This window comes from Streptomyces sp. NPDC045026, assembly GCF_056432625.1.
In genome coordinates this window covers 654,632-670,033 of the sequence record NZ_JBWKIS010000002.1, presented here as the reverse complement: position 1 = coordinate 670,033, position 15,402 = coordinate 654,632, and the positions used below count along the sequence as shown (strand labels likewise).

At 71.7% G+C, this 15,402-nt stretch carries 15 protein-coding genes and 1 pseudogene; 5 read left to right on the top strand and 11 right to left on the bottom strand.

All coding sequences use genetic code 11. The features are described from left to right. Nucleotides 1–3: 3 nt before the first annotated feature. From dmpG to AC07EJ_RS06845, 5 genes are all read right to left on the bottom strand, one after another. Nucleotides 4–1,029, bottom strand: coding sequence for a 4-hydroxy-2-oxovalerate aldolase (gene dmpG, locus AC07EJ_RS06865; RefSeq protein WP_393582313.1), 1,026 nt, complete (start codon nucleotides 1,027–1,029; stop codon nucleotides 4–6). After that, the gene (locus AC07EJ_RS06860; protein WP_389475161.1) at nucleotides 1,026–1,949 is read right to left on the bottom strand and encodes an acetaldehyde dehydrogenase (acetylating); all 924 of its coding nucleotides are present in this window, start codon (nucleotides 1,947–1,949) and stop codon (nucleotides 1,026–1,028) included. Before AC07EJ_RS06860 ends, dmpG begins: the two co-directional genes overlap by 4 nt. A 34-nt stretch (nucleotides 1,950–1,983) precedes the next feature. Next, the gene (locus AC07EJ_RS06855) at nucleotides 1,984–2,766 is read right to left on the bottom strand and encodes a 2-keto-4-pentenoate hydratase (RefSeq protein ID WP_389475159.1); all 783 of its coding nucleotides are present in this window, start codon (nucleotides 2,764–2,766) and stop codon (nucleotides 1,984–1,986) included. A gap of 182 nt (nucleotides 2,767–2,948) precedes the next feature. Continuing rightward, nucleotides 2,949–3,896, bottom strand: a complete 948-nt coding sequence (locus AC07EJ_RS06850; protein ID WP_478883894.1) for an SDR family oxidoreductase — start codon at nucleotides 3,894–3,896, stop codon at nucleotides 2,949–2,951. Between the two features lies 1 nt (nucleotide 3,897). Next, on the bottom strand, nucleotides 3,898–4,653 hold the full coding sequence (locus tag AC07EJ_RS06845) for an SDR family oxidoreductase (protein WP_478883893.1): 756 nt from the start codon (nucleotides 4,651–4,653) through the stop codon (nucleotides 3,898–3,900). Nucleotides 4,654–4,741: 88 nt separating this feature from the next. Between AC07EJ_RS06845 and AC07EJ_RS06840 the strand changes: the two genes are divergently transcribed. The 5 genes and pseudogenes from AC07EJ_RS06840 to AC07EJ_RS06820 all read left to right on the top strand — a co-directional run bounded on the left by AC07EJ_RS06840 (nucleotide 4,742) and on the right by AC07EJ_RS06820 (nucleotide 9,200). After that, nucleotides 4,742–5,551, top strand: coding sequence for an enoyl-CoA hydratase family protein (locus AC07EJ_RS06840; RefSeq protein WP_478883892.1), 810 nt, complete (start codon nucleotides 4,742–4,744; stop codon nucleotides 5,549–5,551). Further along, nucleotides 5,548–6,387: pseudogene (locus tag AC07EJ_RS06835) on the top strand (CoA transferase subunit A); the annotation flags it as partial. The gene AC07EJ_RS06840 and the pseudogene AC07EJ_RS06835, both read left to right, overlap by 4 nt. A gap of 90 nt (nucleotides 6,388–6,477) precedes the next feature. Continuing rightward, nucleotides 6,478–7,188 carry a CoA-transferase subunit beta gene (locus AC07EJ_RS06830; protein WP_389475644.1) on the top strand — a complete coding sequence of 237 codons (711 nt, stop codon included), beginning with the start codon at nucleotides 6,478–6,480 and terminating at the stop codon, nucleotides 7,186–7,188. Nucleotides 7,189–7,199: 11 nt separating this feature from the next. Continuing rightward, entirely contained in the window at nucleotides 7,200–8,249 is a 1,050-nt protein-coding gene (locus AC07EJ_RS06825; protein WP_478883930.1) for an NAD(P)H-dependent flavin oxidoreductase, read from the top strand. A 27-nt stretch (nucleotides 8,250–8,276) separates the two neighbouring features. Next, a complete protein-coding gene (locus AC07EJ_RS06820; protein WP_389475151.1) occupies nucleotides 8,277–9,200 on the top strand; it encodes a tyrosine-protein phosphatase in 924 nt (307 codons plus the stop codon). 94 nt (nucleotides 9,201–9,294) lie between these two features. Here AC07EJ_RS06820 and AC07EJ_RS06815 read toward each other — a convergent pair whose 3' ends face one another. The 6 genes from AC07EJ_RS06815 to AC07EJ_RS06790 form a co-directional block, all read right to left on the bottom strand. Further along, the gene (locus AC07EJ_RS06815) at nucleotides 9,295–10,995 is read right to left on the bottom strand and encodes a DEAD/DEAH box helicase (RefSeq protein WP_389475149.1); all 1,701 of its coding nucleotides are present in this window, start codon (nucleotides 10,993–10,995) and stop codon (nucleotides 9,295–9,297) included. Nucleotides 10,996–11,184: 189 nt separating this feature from the next. Then, the gene (locus tag AC07EJ_RS06810) at nucleotides 11,185–11,388 is read right to left on the bottom strand and encodes a cold-shock protein (RefSeq protein WP_042152846.1); all 204 of its coding nucleotides are present in this window, start codon (nucleotides 11,386–11,388) and stop codon (nucleotides 11,185–11,187) included. Between the two features lie 199 nt (nucleotides 11,389–11,587). Further along, on the bottom strand, nucleotides 11,588–12,745 hold the full coding sequence (locus AC07EJ_RS06805) for an acetyl-CoA C-acetyltransferase (RefSeq protein ID WP_362905527.1): 1,158 nt from the start codon (nucleotides 12,743–12,745) through the stop codon (nucleotides 11,588–11,590). 13 nt (nucleotides 12,746–12,758) lie between these two features. Then, on the bottom strand, nucleotides 12,759–13,379 hold the full coding sequence (locus AC07EJ_RS06800) for a TetR/AcrR family transcriptional regulator (RefSeq protein ID WP_389475146.1): 621 nt from the start codon (nucleotides 13,377–13,379) through the stop codon (nucleotides 12,759–12,761). A gap of 36 nt (nucleotides 13,380–13,415) precedes the next feature. After that, nucleotides 13,416–14,201: an SDR family oxidoreductase gene (locus tag AC07EJ_RS06795; protein WP_389475144.1), complete on the bottom strand. Its 786-nt coding sequence runs from the start codon at nucleotides 14,199–14,201 to the stop codon at nucleotides 13,416–13,418. Continuing rightward, nucleotides 14,198–15,355, bottom strand: coding sequence for an acyl-CoA dehydrogenase family protein (locus tag AC07EJ_RS06790; protein WP_478883891.1), 1,158 nt, complete (start codon nucleotides 15,353–15,355; stop codon nucleotides 14,198–14,200). The genes AC07EJ_RS06795 and AC07EJ_RS06790 overlap by 4 nt, the downstream gene beginning before the upstream one ends. Nucleotides 15,356–15,402: the final 47 nt, after the last annotated feature.

The following is a 15,402-nucleotide window of genomic DNA, read 5'->3' as shown; positions in this document are numbered from 1 at the left end:
CCTTCAGTCGCGTGCCGCGAGTTCGACGGCGATGTCGATGAGCTGGTCCTCCTGGCCGCCGACGAGCCGGCGCTCCCCGGCGCGCAGCAGGATCTCGGCGCCGGAGACGCCGTAGCGCTCCGCCTGTCGGTAGGCGTGCTTGAGGAAACTGGAGTAGACGCCGGCGTGCCCCATCAGGAGGGACATCCGGTCGAGCAGGCACTCGTCGTCCATGACGGGCCGTACGACGTCCTCGGCCGCGTCGATGATCTTCAGTACGTCGATGCCGGTGCGCAGGCCCATCTTGTGGCAGACGGCGGCGAACGCCTCGACGGGCGTGTTGCCCGCGCCCGCGCCGAGCCGCCGCGTCGAGCCGTCGATCTGCAGCGCTCCGGCGCGCACGGCGGCGACGGAATTGCCCACGCCCAGGCCGAGGTTCTCGTGTCCGTGGAAGCCGACCTGCGCGTCGTCGCCCAGCTCGGCGACGAGCGCGGACACGCGGTCCGTGACGTCGTCCATCACGAGGGCGCCGGCCGAGTCGACGACGTACACGCACTGGCAGCCGGCGTCGGCCATGATCCTGGCCTGGGCGGCGAGCCGCTCCGGCGTCGTGGAGTGCGCCATCATCAGGAATCCGACGGTCTCCAGGCCCATCTCCCGGGCCAGGCCGAAGTGCTGGACGGAGATGTCGGCCTCCGTGCAGTGCGTCGCGATGCGGCACACGCTCGCGCCGTTCGCGTGCGCGGCCCTGATGTCGTCCTTCACGCCGAGACCGGGCAGCATCAGGAACGCGATGCGCGCCTGCCGCGCCGTGTCGACGGCGGCCTTGATGAGTTCCTGCTCGGGCGTCTTCGAGAACCCGTAGTTGAAGGACGAGCCGCCGAGGCCGTCGCCGTGCGTGACCTCGATGACGGGGACGCCCGCGCCGTCGAGGGCGCCGACGATGCCGCGCACGTCGTCGGCGGTGAACTGGTGCCGCTTCGCGTGCGAACCGTCGCGCAGCGAGGAGTCGGTGACGCGGATGTCGAGCGTGTCGGAGTACGGCTTCACTTGCGGATCCCCTTTGCGAGCTCCTCGCCGACCTTCGTCGCGGCGGCGGTCATGATGTCGAGGTTTCCTGCGTACGGCGGCAGGAAGTCGCCCGCGCCCTCCACCTCCAGGAAGATCGCGACGCGCGCCATCCCGCCGTTCATGGGTGAGGGGTCGTCGAACTGCGGTTCCGTGCGCAGCCGGTAGCCCGGTACGTATGTCGCCACGCTCTCGGCGATCTCCTTCACGGAGAGGGTGATCGCGTCCCGGTCGGCGTCCTCGGGGATGGCGCAGAAGACGGTGTCACGCATGATGACGGGCCCCGCGGCGCCAGCCGCTGATGTCTCCGTGGCCGGGTTGAGGATGATGATCGCCTTGCCGCGCGCGGCGCCGCCGATCTCCTCGATGCCGCGGGACGTCGTACGGGTGAACTCGTCGATGTTCGCGCGGGTGCCGGGCCCCGCGGACACCGAGGCGACGGACGCCACGATCTCCGCGTACCCGACGGGGACGACGCGTGAGACCGCGTACACCATGGGGATGGTGGCCTGGCCGCCGCAGGTGATCATGTTGATGTTGGGGGCGTCGAGGTGCGCGGTGAGGTTCGCGGGCGGGACCACGGCGGGGCCGACGGCGGCCGGGGTCAGGTCGATGGCCCTGATGCCCAGCTCGGCGTAGCGCGGGGCGTTGGCGCGGTGGACGTAGGCGCTCGTCGCCTCGAAGACGAGGTCGGGCAGCTCGTCCTGGGCGAGGAGATGCTCGACGCCCTCGTGGCTCGCCTCGATCCCCAGCTTCCGCGCCCGCGCGAGGCCCGCGCTGTCCGGGTCGACGCCGATCATCCAGCGCGGCTCGATGTACGGGGAGCGGTGGAGCTTGTGGAGGAGGTCGGTGCCGATGTTCCCGGAGCCGACGATCGCGGCGGTGGCCTTCTTCGCAGTCATACGTACCTCAGCAGAGTCAGCGGACCCGTCGGGGTCATCGGAACGAGAGCGATACGGCGCCGAGTCCGGTGAACTCGGCGGTGTAGGTGCGGCCCGCCTCGGCATCGACGGCGCGGGTGCAGGAGCCGGGCAGGATGACGTGCCCCTTGCGCAGGGGCACGTCGAAGCGGGCGACGGTACGGGCCAGCCAGGCGACGGAGACGGCCGGGTCACCGAGCACGGCGTCACCGCGGCCCTGCGCGATCTCCTCGCCGTCACAGGTGAGCTTGGCTTCGACGGCCTTGAGGTCGAGGTCGCGCGGGTCTCGGCCGGCGCCGATGACGTAACCGGCGGACGAGGCGTTGTCGGCGATCGTGTCGGCGATGGTGATGCGCCAGTCGGCGATGCGGCTGTCGATCAACTCCAGGGCGGGCACGACGCGTTCGGTCGCGGCGAGGACGTCGGCCGGGGTGCAGCCCTCGCCGGGCAGGTCGTCTCCGAGTACGAATCCGATCTCGACCTCGACGCGGGGCGCGCAGTAGCGGACGGTGTCCACGGGCCGGTCCTCATGCAGCTCCATGTCGTCGAGGAGATGGCCGTAGTCGGGTTCGTCGACGCCCATCATGCGCTGCATCACCGGCGACGAGAGGCCCACCTTGTGCCCGGTGACCTGGGCACCCAGAGCGGTCCTGTGCCGGATGTTGATCAGCTGGATCTCGTACGCGTCCTCGGTACCGATGCCCTCGAACGCGCCGGCCAGGGGCGCGACGGGACTGCGGCCGAGCTCGGCGCGACGCAGCAGGGCTGCGGCCTCCTGCCGACTCCGGACGTCAAGCATCTCGGCTCCTTGGGGTGACGGTCTGACCCGCGGTGCGGTGCGATGCACCGCGGTGGGCCAGACGGTAGGTCGGAGCCAGGACGTGGAGGGAGGCCGGATTCCCGCTGAGCGGGAAGGTGACGCAGCTCAGCGGGAAGGTGTCGGCGCGCCCGTAGGGGCGGGGGCACGCCCCTACTGCGGCTTCACCCGCTCCCGTACACCGCCCCCGGAACCTCCGCCCTGCCGAGGAGTTCCCTCGCCGCCTCCCCGGCCTCGGCCGGGGTCCAGCGTGCCGCCTTGTCGGCGGTGGGGCCCGGACGCCAGCCCTCCATGACCGTGATGCGGCCGGCCTCCGCCTCGAAGACACGGCCGGTCACGCCGTCACTGGCGGACGATCCGAGCCACACCACCACCGGCGACACGTTCTCCGGGGCCATCGCGTCGAAGCCGTCCTCGGGCGCGGCCATCGTGTCGGCGAACGTGGCCTCCGTCATGCGGGTGCGGGCCGCCGGCGCGACCGCGTTCACCTGCACCCCGTACCGCCCCATCTCCGCCGCGGCGACCAGGGTCAGGCCCACGATGCCGGCCTTCGCCGCGCTGTAGTTGCCCTGGCCCACCGAGCCGAGCAGACCCGCCCCCGACGACGTGTTCACCACCCGCGCCGAGGGGGTCCTGCCTGCCTTCGCCTCCGCGCGCCAGTGCGCCGCCGCGTGCTTCAAGGGCAGGAAGTGGCCCTTGAGATGCACCCGCATGACCGCGTCCCAGTCGTCCTCGTCGAGGTTGACCAGCATCCGGTCGCGGAGAAAGCCCGCGTTGTTGACGAGCGTGTCCAGGCGTCCGAAGGTGTCGAGGGCCGTGGCGACGAGCGACGCGGCGCCGTCCGACGTCGCGATGTCTCCGCCGTGCGCGACCGCCTCGCCGCCCAGGGCCCGTATCTCCTCGACCACTTGGGCCGCCGGGCTGTCCGGCGCCGGAGCCCCGTCCAGGCCCACCCCCAGGTCGTTGACCACGACCCGCGCTCCCTCGGCGGCGAACGCCAGCGCGTGCGCGCGCCCCAGACCGCGCCCGGCCCCCGTCACGATCACGACCCGCCCCGCGCACAGCCCCGAACCAGCACCCGTACCCATATCCGCTCCCGTGCCCTTCTCCATGTCACGCCTCCTTGTTGACAGTTGCCGCGTCCAGGAACGCCGGTCGCTCCCCGCCTCCGTGCACCAGCAAGCTCGCCCCCGTGACGTACGACGCCGCGTCCGAGGCGAGGAACACCGCCGCGTCCCCGATCTCCGACGGCTCGGCGAGGCGGCCGATCGGTACCGTGCGCCCCACCGCCGCCACGCCCTCCTCGTCCCCGTAGTGCAGATGGGACAGCTCGGTGCGCACCATCCCGAGGACCAGCGTGTTCACTCGTATTTCCGGCGCCCACTCCACCGCCATCGAGCGCGCCAGATTCTCCAGGCCCGCCTTGGCCGCCCCGTACGCCGCCGTGCCCGGCGAGGGTCTGGCCCCGCTCACGCTGCCGATCATCACGACCGACCCGCGCGTGCGCCGCAGTTGCTCCCGCGCGGCCAGCGACGCCGTCATGGGCGCGGTGAGATTGAGCTCGACCACGCGCGCGTGCCGGTCCGCGTCGGACTCCCCGAGCAGCCGGTACGGGGTGCCTCCCGCGTTGTTCACCAGCACGTCCACCCGGTCGAGGCCCGCGAACAAGCGCCGTACGGCCGGACCGTCCCGCAGGTCGACCGGGATGAACTCGCAGCCGGGCAGCGGCTCTTCGGGGGGTCTGCGCGCGCACACCACGACGTCCGCCCCGGCCCGCACGAACGCCCCCGCGATACCGGCCCCCACGCCCCGGGTGCCCCCGGTGACGACCGCGACCTTTCCCCTCAGGGGCCTTGAGCTCAGATCCATGCCATCCACCCCAGGTCCATTCCGCTCGTCCCCATCGCCTGCTACCTTCCTACCAAACAAACGTTAGGTGGAAAGGTAGCTGAACGCCATGGGTGTCTCCACCTCCTCACCCGAAAAGGGGATCGCCGTCGTCACGGTGGACTTCCCTCCGGTCAACGCGCTGCCGGTGCGGGGCTGGTACGACCTGGCCGACGCCCTGCGCGCGGCGGGCCGCGACCCGGACGTGCGCTGCGTCGTCCTCGCCTCCGAGGGCCGGGGGTTCAACGCGGGCGTCGACATCAAGGAGATGCAGCGCGACACGGCGTCCGGCGGCCACAGCGCCCTCGTCGGCGCGAACCGCGGCTGCTACGAGGCCTTCGCGGCCGTGTACGAGTGCGAGGTACCGGTCGTCGCCGCGGTCAACGGCTTCTGTCTGGGCGGCGGCATCGGCCTCGTGGGCAACGCGGACGCGATCGTCGCCTCGGACGACGCCACGTTCGGCCTCCCCGAGCTCGACCGCGGAGCGCTCGGCGCCGCGACCCATCTCGCCAGGCTCGTGCCGCAGCACCTGATGCGCACCCTCTACTACACCTCGCGCACGGCGACGGCGCAGGAGCTGCACGCGCATGGCTCCGTCTGGAAGGTCGTGCCGCGCGCCGAACTGAGGGCCGCCGCCCTGGACCTGGCCCGCGAGATCGCCCGCAAGGACGGCTCGCTCATCCGCCTCGCCAAGGCCGCGATCAACGGCATCGACCCCGTCGACGTACGCCGGAGCTACCGCTTCGAGCAGGGCTTCACCTTCGAGGCGAACCTCAGCGGCGTCGCGGACCGCATCCGCGACACGTTCGGCACGAGCACAGACACAGGCCCAGCCACAGACACAGACACGAGCACGGCAAGCAAGGGGGAAGCCAAGTGACGGACAAGACCATGACGCCCGAGGACGTCGTCGCCCGGCTCCGCAGCGGCATGACCGTCGGCATCGGCGGCTGGGGCTCGCGCCGCAAGCCCATGGCCCTCGTACGGGCCCTGCTGCGCAGCGACGTCACGGATCTCACCGTCGTCGCGTACGGCGGCCCGGACGTCGGCCTGCTCGCCGCCGCCGGGAAGATCCGCAAGCTGGTCACCCCGTTCGTGACCCTCGACTCGATCCCGCTCGAACCGCACTTCCGCGAGGCCCGCCAGCGCGGCGCGTTCGAGCTGACGGAGGTCGACGAGGCGATGTTCATGTGGGGCCTGCACGCCGCGGCGAACCGGCTCCCCTTCATCCCCGTGCGGGCCGGCATCGGCTCGGACGTCATGCGCGTCAACCCCGGGCTGAGGACGGTCGGTTCGCCGTACGAGGACGGGGAGACGCTGGTCGCGATGCCGGCGCTGCGGATGGACGCGGCGCTCGTCCACATGAACCGCGCGGACCGACACGGAAACGGCCAGTACCTGGGCCCCGACCCGTACTTCGACGACCTGTTCTGCGAAGCGGCCGACGCGGCGTACATGTCGTGCGAGGAGCTGGTGGAGGGATTCGGGGACGCCGTTCCGCAGACCCTCCTCGTCAAGCGGCACGCGGTCACCGGTGTGGTCGAGACGCCGAACGGCGCGCACTTCACGTCGTGCGCCCCCGACTACGGGCGGGACGAGGCGTTCCAGAAGCTGTACGCGTCCACGCCCTGGCCCGAGTTCGCCGAGCGCTTCCTGCCCGCGCGAGGCGACGAGAAGAGCTACCAGGAAGCGGTACGGAACTGGCGCTCGGAGCAGGAGGAGCAGGCGGCGCCGGCCACCGCAGCCACGCCCCCACCCGCACCGGCGACAGCTACCACCACCCCCACCCGCGCCGAATACTGCGTCATCGCCTGCGCCGACGCCTGGCGCGACAGCGGTGAGATCCTGGCGAGCCCCATGGGCCTGATCCCGTCCGTCGGGGCCCGCCTCGCCAAGCGCACCTTCTCCCCCGATCTCCTCCTCACCGACGGCGAGGCGATGACCGTGGGGCTCGACGGGGAGCCGGAGGGCTGGCTTCCGTACCGTCAGCACCTCACCATGGTCACCGGCGGCAGGCGCCACGTGATGATGGGCGCGAGCCAGATCGACCGGCACGGCAACCAGAACATCTCGTGCATCGGCGACTGGGATCGCCCCGCCCGCCAGCTGCTCGGCGTGCGCGGCGCACCCGTCAACACCCTCAACAATCCGGTGAGTTACTGGGTTCCGAAGCACTCCGCGCGCGTGTTCGTCGAGAAGGTCGACATGATCAGCGGGGTCGGATACGACAGCGCCGCCGCCGCGGGACCGTCGGCGACGCGCTACCACCGCATCCCGCGCGTCGTGTCGAACCTCGGCGTCTTCGACTTCGAGACGCCGGACCGCTCGATGCGGCTCGCGTCGGTGCACCCCGGAGTCACCGTCGACGAGGTGATCGCGGCGACGGGCTTCCCGCTCGTCCTGCCGGACGGGGGCGACGTGCCGTCCACGCGTGAGCCCACCCCCGAGGAGCTGCGGCTGATCCGCGAGGTCATCGACCCGAAGGGCCGGCGCGACCGCGAGGTCAGGCCCGTATGAGCGAAGCGACGATCGAGACGGCGTTCACCAAGCTGGTCGGCGTCCGCCACCCGCTCGTGCAGACCGGCATGGGCTGGGTCGCGGGCCCGCGCCTCGTGTCGGCGTCGGCGAACGCCGGGGCGCTCGGCATCCTGGCGTCCGCCACCATGACGCTCGACCAGCTCAGGTCGGCGGTGCGGGAGGTGAAGTCCCGTACGGACGAACCCTTCGGGGTCAATCTGCGCGCGGACGCCGGTGACGCGCGGGACCGCGTGCGGGTGATCATCGACGAGGGGGTGCGGGTCGCCTCGTTCGCGCTCGCGCCGTCCCGTGACCTGATCGCCGAGCTGAAGGACGCGGGCGTCGTCGTCATCCCGTCCATCGGTGCCCGGCGTCATGCCGAGAAGGTCGCCGCGTGGGGCGCGGACGCCGTCATCGTGCAGGGCGGCGAGGGCGGCGGGCACACGGGGGACGTCGCGACGACGGTGCTGCTGCCGCAGGTCGTCGACGCCGTGGACATCCCCGTGATCGGCGCGGGCGGGTTCCACGACGGGCGCGGCCTGGTCGCCGCCCTCGCGTACGGGGCGGCCGGCGTCGCCATGGGCACCCGTTTCCTGCTCACCTCCGACTCGACCGTCCCCGACGCGGTGAAGGCGAGATATCTGGCGGCCACGGTCAAGGACGTCACGGTGACGACGGCCGTGGACGGGCTGCCGCACCGCATGCTGCGGACGGATCTCGTCGACTCGCTGGAGCGGGCGGGGCGTACGCGCGCGCTCGCTCAGGCCGTGCGGCGGGCCGCCGGGTTCAGGAAGCTGTCGGGCCTGAGCTGGCCGCAGATGGTCCGCGACGGGCTGGCGATGAAGCACGGCAAAGAGCTGTCGTGGAGCCAGGTCCTGCTCGCCGCGAACACCCCCATGCTCCTCAAGGCGTCCATGGTCGAGGGCCGCACCGACCTCGGCGTCATGGCATCGGGCCAGGTCGCGGGGGTGATCGAGGACCTCCCGAGCTGCGAGGAACTCGTCACCCGCGTGATGTCCGAGGCCCGGCACGTGCTCGGCACCCTGCCTACCCCAGGGTGATCCCGCTTCCCGCAAGGGAGTTCAGCGATGCCACGCACGCCACACACCGTGTCCAGACGCGCCCTCGTCGGCGCCGCGCTCACCACGCTGACGGCCGCGGCCGTCGCGCCCGGTGCCACCGCCGCCGGACGGCGTCGTCCGTACCAGGACCCGCCGGTCCGGCACATCCCCCTCCAGGGCGCGGTCAACGTCCGCGACGTGGGCGGCTACCGGGCCCTCGGCGGCGGTAGCGTCCGCCACGGACTCGTCTACCGCGCCGACGCCCTGTCCAAGCTCACCGACGCCGACGTCACGACGCTCTCGGGCCTCGGTCTGCGCCGGGTGGTCGACTACCGGGTGCCGGTGGAGATCCAGTACGACGGAGCGGACCGCCTCCCCGCCGGCCTCACTCCGGACTCGCGGCCGGTGTCCGACAACGGCCTGTACGCGCAGATGATGGCCGCCATCAGTTCCAAGGACCCCAAGCGGCAGGAGGAGATGCTCGGCGGCGGCCGGGCGGCCGCGTTCATGCGGAGCGTGTATCCGCGGTTCGTGTCGGACGCGGACAACCGCGCGCGGTTCGCGGCCACACTGCGCGACTGCGCGTACGGCACCGGGGGCCGGGGGGCCCTCCTGTACCACTGCACGTCGGGGAAGGACCGCACGGGCTGGACGACGTACGTCCTGCTGCTCCTGCTCGGCGTGCCCGAACGGACCGCCGTGGACGACTACTTGGCGTCGAACACGTTCCGTGCCGCGTACGACGCGAAGGTGCGCGACGGGCTGAAGCAGTCCGGCATGATGCTCGATCCGGACCTGCTGATCCCGCTCCAGGAGGTCCGTACGGAGTATCTGTCGGCGGCGGTCGACCAGGCACGGGCGGACTACGGCAGCCTGGGCCGGTACGTCTCGCAGGGGCTCGGCCTCGACCTGGGCACCGTCGCGGCCCTGCGCCACCGGCTGCTCGACTGACGCGAACGCGAAGACCGACACGAACGCGAAGCGGGGCGGTGGGTCGAGGCTGTTCGCCTCGTCCCACCGCCCCGCCGCTCAGCTGGAGTACCGCTTACGCTGCCGCGCCGCGCCCGGCGTCACGCGGACCGCGCCGCGCCCGGCCGCCGCGCCCGCCGGCGCTCTGACCGGCGCCGCCCTGCCCGGGACCGCCCTGGCCCCGGCCGCCCTGGCCCCGGCCACCGGCGCCCTGGGAACGACCGCCCTGGACGGCCTGGCCGCGCCCGCCGCCTTGGCCGCCGCCTTCGCCGCGCCCGGCCTGCGCGCGCCCACCCTGGGCGCGCCCCGCCTGGCCGCCGCCCTGGCCGCGTCCGCTGCCGCCCCGGCTGCGCCGCGGCTGGCGGTTTCCGGAGGCAGCCGGAGCGGTCGGCTCCGGGACCTCGATGACGGCGGGGACGCCGGAGGGCTCCCGCGCGCCGGTGATGCGGACGAGCTCTTCGTCGGTGGACTTGACCTGGGTGGTCTCCGGGCGGATGCCCGCGTCCCGCATGAGGCGCGTGACGTCGCGCTTCTGCTCGGGCAGGACCAGCGTGACGACGCTGCCGGACTCGCCGGCGCGGGCGGTGCGGCCGCCGCGGTGCAGGTAGTCCTTGTGCTCGGTCGGCGGGTCGACGTTCACGACGAGGCCGAGGTCGTCGACATGTATGCCGCGGGCGGCGACGTTCGTGGCGACGAGGGCCGTGACCCGGCCGTCCTTGAACTGCTCAAGGGTGCGGTTGCGCTGCGGCTGCGAACGTCCACCGTGCAGCGGCGCAGCGAGGACACCGCTGGCGAGGAGCCGCTTGGCGAGCCGGTCGGCGGACCGCTTGGTGTCGACGAAGAGGATCACGCGGCCTTCGCGGGCGGCGATGCGCGCGGTGACGGCCTTCTTGTCGGTCTCGTCGAGCACGTGGAGGACGTGGTGCTCCATCGTGGTGACGGCGCCCGCCGACGGGTCCACGGAGTGGACGACCGGGTCGGTCAGGAACTGCCGGACGAGCCGGTCGACGTTCCGGTCGAGCGTCGCCGAGAACAGCATGGTCTGGCCACCCGGGGCGACCTGCTTGAGGAGCGCCGTGACCTGCGGCATGAAGCCCATGTCGGCCATCTGGTCGGCCTCGTCGAGGACGGTGATCCGCACCTCGGACAGGTCGCAGTCGCCGCGCTCGATGAGGTCCTTGAGGCGGCCGGGCGTCGCCACGACGACGTCCGCACCGCGGCGCAGGGAGGACGCCTGGCGGGAGATCGACATGCCGCCGACGACGGTGGTCAGGCGGAGCCTGACGGCGCCCGCGTACGGGGTGAGCGCGTCGGTTACCTGCTGGGCGAGCTCGCGGGTCGGCACGAGGACGAGAGCCAGCGGCATGCGCGGCTCCGCCTTGAGACCGGCGGTGCGGGCGAGCATCGGCAGGCCGAACGCGAGGGTCTTGCCGGAGCCGGTGCGGCCGCGGCCGAGGAGGTCGCGTCCCGCGAGGGAGTTGGGGAGGGTGGCGCCCTGAATGGGGAACGGCTCGGTGACGCCCTGCTCGGTGAGCGTCTTCAGAAGGCCGGCCGGCATGTCGAGCTCGGCGAACGTCGCGGCCGCGGGCAGCGCCGGCGTCGTGTTCTCCGGCATCGTGAATTCCTGCGGCGGCGTGGGCCTGCGCTCGGGAACGCGGCCCTTTCCGCCGGACCTTCCGCCCCGGGAATTCCTTCCGGCGTTTCCGGCGCCCGCGTTTCCTGAAGCGGATGCGGACCGGGTGCGGGTCGGGCGGGGCGGACGTGCGGGGTTAGCCATGCGGGCATGCCTTCCTGGGCCTGGGCGGCCGGGAGCCGGTGGCCATCGACGCGTCTGCGAGCCGCCGGCCTGGTGTGGCCATCGACGCATCTGCGAGCCGCCGGCCTGGGGACAGCACGGGCCGGGGCCCGCACCTTCGCGGTGCGGACCCCGGCCGTGGGGTGCGTGATCCTGGGATCAAGCGGTGTTTCAGGCGGGGAGGATGTTCTCCGCCTGGGGGCCCTTCTGGCCCTGCGTGACGTCGAACGTCACCTTCTGGCCCTCCTGGAGCTCACGGAAGCCCTGGGTGGCGATGTTCGAGTAGTGGGCGAAGACGTCGGCGCCGCCGCCGTCCTGCTCAATGAAGCCGAAGCCCTTTTCCGAGTTGAACCACTTCACGGTTCCGGTGGCCATAACAATCTCCTTTACTGGGGCGGTACGGAAATCCGAGTCCTTCGAATCTCCAGTCGCACCATTGAGCCCCATCCGGAGTTGGCCCGGAGGACCGGCCGGAAAACAATAATGCGCCTGAGGAACATTCCCGTCAGGCGCACATAAAGTCTATGGGTACCAAAACTGCAACGTCATCGACCCTAGCACGACCGTCACGGGACTAGAGACGCTCGATGATTGTGACGTTCGCCTGGCCCCCTCCCTCGCACATCGTCTGCAGTCCGTAGCGTCCGCCCGTGCGCTCCAGCTCGTGCAGCAGGGTCGTCATCAGCTTCGTGCCGGTCGCACCGAGGGGGTGGCCGAGAGCGATCGCGCCCCCGTTCACGTTCACCTTCTCCGGGTCCGTGCCCGTCTCCTTGAGCCAGGCGAGGACCACGGGGGCGAAGGCCTCGTTGATCTCGACGAGGTCGATGTCGTCCATGGACATGCCGGTCTTCTTCAGCGCGTACGCCGTCGCGGGGATCGGCGCGGAGAGCATGCGGATGGGGTCCTCGCCGCGTACGGAGAGGTGGTGGACGCGGGCGCGCGGGGTCAGGCCGTGCTCACGTACCGCGCGCTCCGAGGCGAGGAGCATCGCTGCGGCGCCGTCGGAGACCTGCGAGGAGCAGGCCGCGGTGATCGTGCCGCCTTCGACGACGGGCTTGAGGCCCGCCATCTTCTCCAGGGTGGTGTCGCGGCGGGGGCCCTCGTCCACGGTGACGTCCCCGTAGGCGGCGGTCTCGCGGGCGAAGCGGCCCTCGTCGATGGCGCGGATCGCGCGCTCGTGGGAGCGCAGGGCCCACTCCTCCTGGTCGCGGCGGGTGATGCCCCACTTGCGGGCGATGAGCTCGGCGCCGTGGAACTGGTTCACCGGCTGGTCGCCGTAGCGGGCGCGCCAGCCCTGGCTGCCCGCGTACGGGCCGTCGGTGAGGCCGAGGGGTTCGGCTGCCTGGCGGGAGGCGAAGGCGATGGGGATCTGCGTCATGTTCTGCGTGCCGCCGGCGACGACCAGGTCCTGGGTGCCGGACAGGACGCCTTGCGCCGCGAAGTGCACGGCCTGCTGTGACGAACCGCACTGGCGGTCGATGGTCACGCCGGGGACCTCCTCGGGAAGGCCCGCGGCGAGCCAGGCCGTCCGCGCGATGTCGCCGGCCTGCGGGCCCACCGTGTCGAGGCAGCCGAAGACGACGTCCTCGACGGCGGCGGGGTCGATCCCGGAGCGGGCGACGAGCTCCTTGAGGACGTGCGCGCCGAGGTCGGCGGGGTGGGCGGCGGCGAGGCCTCCCTTGCGCCGTCCTACGGGGGTGCGGACCGCTTCGACTATGTAGGCCTCGGCCATGACGGGTTTCCCTTCAGGGTTGGGTGGCGCGTACGGCGATGCCGTCCAGGACCATCGAGAGGTACTGGCGGGCGATCTCCTCGGGGCTGTGCTGTCCGCCGGGGCGGTACCAGGACGCGGCGACCCACACGGTGTCGCGGACGAACCGGTAGGTGAGCCGGATGTCGAGGTCGGCGCGGAACACCTCGGCGGCGACGCCGCGCTCCAGGGTGGAGAGCCACGCCTTCTCGAACTTGCGCTGGGAGGCGTCGAGGAACTCGAAGCGCTCCTGGACGGCGAGGTGCTTGGACTCCTTCTGGTAGATGGCGACGGCGGCGCGGTGCCGGTCGATCTCGCGGAAGGACTCGGTGACGAGGGCCTCCAGGGTTTCCCTGGGGCCGAGCCGGGAGTCGAGGACGGAGTCGTATCCGTGCCACAGCTCGTCGAGGAAGGTCCGCAGGATCTCTTCGAGCATCGACTCCTTGGAGTCGAAGTGGTAGTAGAGGCTGCCCGCGAGCATGCCCGCGTGGTCGGCGATCTTGCGGACGGTCGTGGCGTTGTACCCCTGGGCGGCGAAGACCTCGGCCGCGGTGTCGAGGAGTTCGCGGCGGCGCTCGGGCGAGGCGGTCACCTGGGGCTTCTTCTTGGTAGGCACGGGTCCATTGTCGTCCTCACCGGTACGGCGGCGGCGCTACGCATGCTGGCTGCTGACGGAGACGATCTCGCCCGTCATGTACGAGGAGTAGCCGGACGCCAGGAACACGATCACGTTGGCTACTTCCCAGGGTTCGGCGTAGCGGCCGAAGGCCTCCTTCTCGGTGAGTTCGGCGAGGAGTTCGGCGGAGGTGACCTTCACGAGGTGGGGGTGCATCGCGAGGCTGGGCGAGACCGCGTTGACCCGGACTCCGTACTCGGCGGCCTCGATGGCGGCGCACCGGGTGAGGGCCATGACGCCGGCCTTGGCGGCGGCGTAGTGGGCCTGTCCGGCCTGGGCGCGCCAGCCGACGACGGACGCGTTGTTCACGACGACGCCGTGGCGGCCGGTGTCGCGGAAGGCGCGCAGGGCGGCTCTCGTGCACCGGAACGTGCCGTTCAAGGTGACGTCGAGGACGCGGGACCACTGGTCGTCCGTCATGTCGACGAGGTCCGAAGTGCCGCCGAGACCGGCGTTGTTGACCACGATGTCGAGACCGCCGTGCGTCTCGGCGGCCAGCGCGAACAGGGCCGCGACCTGTTCCTCGTCGGTGACGTCGCAGGGCAGTGAGGCGACGTTCGCCGCGCCGAACTCGTCGGCGAACGTCTGTTCGCTCTCCTTGAGTCTGCGGGCGTGCGCGTCGCTGATGACGACGCGGGCGCCCTCTTCGAGGAACTTGCGCGCCGTCGCCCCGCCGATCCCGGCTCCGGCGGCCGCGGTGATGACGGCCGTGCGCCCCTTCAGCAGGCCGTGGCCCGGCACGTACTCGGGCTTCGCGCTCATACCCGCGCCTCCTTGGGCAGGCCGAGCAGGCGCTCGGCGACGATGTTCTTCTGGATCTCGTCGGATCCGGCGTAGATGGTGTCGGCGCGGGAGAAGAGGAACAGCCGCTGCCAGTCGTCGAGTGCATAGGTTTCGTGGGGTTCGCCGGCCGCGACCGTCGACGCGGCGCCGCACACGTCCATGGCGAGCTCCCCGAGTCCGCGGTGCCAGGCCGCCCAGTGGAGCTTGCCGACGGAAGGGCCGACGCCGCGCCGGGCGGAGGCCGCCATGGCTTCCAGCTCGACCCAGGCCTGGACTAGCCGGTCCCGGATCAGAGGGTCGGTCACCGCGCCGTTCTTCCTGGCCAGCGCCGCGAGGCCATCCCATTCGCGGCGGAATCCGACCTGCTGGCCGAGCGTGGAGACGCCGCGCTCGAAGCCGAGGGTGGCCATCGCGATCCGCCAGCCGTCGCCGGGTTCGCCGACGATGTGGGACGCGTCGGTGCGGGCGCCGTCGAAGAACACCTCGTTGAACTCGCTGGTGCCCGTGAGCTGCACGATGGGCCGTATGTCGACGCGGCCGCCCGGCTGGTCCAGGGGCACGAGGAGGTAGGACAGGCCCGCGTGCCGCCGCGAGCCGGGTTCGGTGCGGGCGACGACGAAGCACCACTGCGCCTCATGGGCGAGCGAGGTCCAGATCTTCTGGCCGTCCACGACCCACTGTGATCCGTCGGGCGAAAGAGTGCCTCTCGTGCGGACGTTCGCCAGGTCGGAGCCCGCGTCCGGCTCGCTGTAGCCCTGGCACCACAGCTCCTCGACCGCGACGATCGGGGGCAGGAAGCGCTTCTTCTGCTCCTCGGTGCCGAAGGCGATGAGCGTCGGGCCGAGGAGCTGCTCCCCGATGTGGTTGACCCGGGCGGGCGCGTCCGCGCGTGCGTACTCCTCGTGGAACGCGATCTGCTCCTCGAGGCTCGCGCCGCGGCCGCCGTGCTCGACGGGCCAGCCGACGCAGGTCCATCCGTGGGCCGCCATGTGCCGCTCCCAGGCGAGCCGCTCTGCGAACGCCTCGTGCTCACGGCCCGGCCCGCCACGGCCCCTCAACTCGGCGAACTCCCCCACGAGATGGTCCGCGAGCCAGGCCCGGATCTCGGCGCGAAACTCCTCGACGCTGCTCATGGACGTACGTTAACCTACCAAACACTTGTTAGGGAAGGATGTTTCCG